General features: G+C 55.2%; 2 rRNA genes. Both read right to left on the bottom strand.

Features of this window, described 5'->3' with window-relative positions:
* Positions 1–2,350 (bottom strand): 23S ribosomal RNA (locus ACFWJO_RS37590); the annotation flags it as partial.
* A 329-nt stretch (positions 2,351–2,679) separates the two neighbouring features.
* Positions 2,680–2,838 (bottom strand): 16S ribosomal RNA (locus ACFWJO_RS37595); the annotation flags it as partial.

Below are 2,838 nucleotides of genomic sequence, written 5' to 3' on the forward strand. Positions count from 1 at the left end.
CTACACAAACCGAACCGAACACCAATACCAAGCTGTAGTGAAGGTCCCGGGGTCTTTCGTCCTGCCGCGCGTAACGAGCATCTTTACTCGTAATGCAATTTCGCCGAGTCTATGGTTGAGACAGCTGAGAAGTCGTTACGCCATTCGTGCAGGTCGGAACTTACCCGACAAGGAATTTCGCTACCTTAGGATGGTTATAGTTACCACCGCCGTTTACTGGGGCTTAAATTCTCAGCTTCGCCACCGAAGTGGCTAACCGGTCCTCTTAACCTTCCAGCACCGGGCAGGCGTCAGTCCGTATACATCGTCTTACGACTTCGCACGGACCTGTGTTTTTAGTAAACAGTCGCTTCTCACTGGTCTCTGCGGCCCCACCCAGCTCACACTGCAAGAGTGATCACCGGACGAGGCCCCCCTTCTCCCGAAGTTACGGGGGCATTTTGCCGAGTTCCTTAACCATAGTTATCTCGATCGCCTTAGTATTCTCTACCTGACCACCTGTGTCGGTTTGGGGTACGGGCCGTGTGAAAGCTCGCTAGAGGCTTTTCTCGGCAGCATAGGATCACTGAATTCGCCTCATTCGGCTATGCGTCACCTCTCAGGCTTAATGAATGGCGGATTTGCCTACCATTCGCCCTACAGGCTTACACCAGTATTACCACTGACTGGCTCAGCTACCTTCCTGCGTCACCCCATCGCTTGGCTACTACCAGATCAGGTCCCATGCATCCACATCCAGGGCCCCCGAAGGGGCGTAAGGACGCTTCAGGATGGTTAGTATCACTGATTCACCAGGGGCGCGTTCACACGGGTACGGGAATATCAACCCGTTGTCCATCGGCTACGCCTGTCGGCCTCGTCTTAGGTCCCGACTCACCCTGGGCGGATTAACCTGGCCCAGGAACCCTTGGTCATTCGGCGGACGAGTTTCTCACTCGTCTTTCGCTACTCATGCCTGCATTCTCACTCGTGTGGCCTCCACGGCTGGGTCACCCCGCCGCTTCCATGGCCACACGACGCTCCCCTACCCATCCACACCACTGCCCAAGACTCCGCAGAATCAAGGGGGTGCATTGTGTGAATGCCGCAGCTTCGGTGGTGTACTTGAGCCCCGCTACATTGTCGGCGCAGGATCACTTGACCAGTGAGCTATTACGCACTCTTTCAAGGGTGGCTGCTTCTAAGCCAACCTCCTGGTTGTCTTCGCGACCCCACATCCTTTTCCACTTAGTACACGCTTAGGGACCTTAGCTGGCGATCTGGGCTGTTTCCCTCTCGACTACGAACCTTATCGCCCGCAGTCTCACTGCCGCGCTCTCACTCACCGGCATTCGGAGTTTGGCTGATTTCGGTAAGCTTGTGGGCCCCCTAGACCATCCAGTAGCTCTACCTCCGGTGAGAAACACGCGACGCTGCACCTAAATGCATTTCGGGGAGAACCAGCTATCACGGAGTTTGATTGGCCTTTCACCCCTACCCACAGCTCATCCCCTCAGTTTTCAACCTAAGTGGGTTCGGTCCTCCACGACGTCTTACCGTCGCTTCAACCTGGCCATGGGTAGATCACTCCGCTTCGGGTCTAGAACATGCCACTAAAAACGCCCTATTCGGACTCGCTTTCGCTACGGCTACCCCACACGGGTTAACCTCGCGACATGCCACTAACTCGCAGGCTCATTCTTCAAAAGGCACGCCATCACCCCCAGCAGCAAGCTGCTCGAAGGCTTTGACGGATTGTAAGCGCACGGTTTCAGGTACTATTTCACTCCCCTCCCGGGGTACTTTTCACCTTTCCCTCACGGTACTAGTCCGCTATCGGTCACCAGGGAGTATTCAGGCTTATCGGGTGGTCCCGACAGATTCACACCAGATTTCACGGGCCCGGTGCTACTTGGGTTTCCATCACGACAGTCATCATGTTTTCGTGTACGGGACTCTCACCCTCTACGACAGGCCGTTCCAGACCACTTCCACTAACACAATGATTTCTTACTGTCGGCCAACACGGCAGCATTGACAAGATGAACCCCACAACCCCACGAATGCAACACCTGCCGGCTATCACACATCCATGGTTTAGCCTCTTCCGCTTTCGCTCGCCACTACTCACGGAATCACTATTGTTTTCTCTTCCTGTGGGTACTGAGATGTTTCACTTCCCCACGTTCCCTCCACACACCCTATATATTCAGGTGCGGGTAACACGACATCACTCGTGCTGGGTTTCCCCATTCGGACATCCTCGGATCTCAGCTCGGTTGACAGCTCCCCGAGGCTTATCGCAGCCTCCTACGTCCTTCATCGGCTCCTGGTGCCAAGGCATCCACCGTACGCTCTTCATTACTTACAACAAAGATGCTCGCGTCCACTGTGCAGTTCTCAAACAACACACAACCAACCATGTCCTCGTCGCCACCGAACACCAGGAAAACCCCAGCCGGTATGACCACCATGATCACTTGTAAGTTCTTGCCTAGAAAAAACACTCGCGTGTTCCCTCAGGACCCAACAGTGCATCGATATATCACCCGCCGGCCGATCATCTGATCGGCCGAGGCGCGGGAAAGTTTGTCAGTGTTCCACCCATGAGCGTCCGCAGCCCTACTGATGAGGACTACACGGTCTCTGCCAAGCCGTTGCGCACCTGTGTGACAACAACATTGGAGATGTGCTCCTTAGAAAGGAGGTGATCCAGCCGCACCTTCCGGTACGGCTACCTTGTTACGACTTCGTCCCAATCGCCGATCCCACCTTCGACGGCTCCCTCCCACAAGGGGTTAGGCCACCGGCTTCGGGTGTTACCGACTTTCATGACGTGACGGGCGGTGTGTACAAGGC

Source organism: Streptomyces sp. NPDC127092 (assembly GCF_042722475.1).
GTDB lineage: Bacteria > Actinomycetota > Actinomycetes > Streptomycetales > Streptomycetaceae > Streptomyces.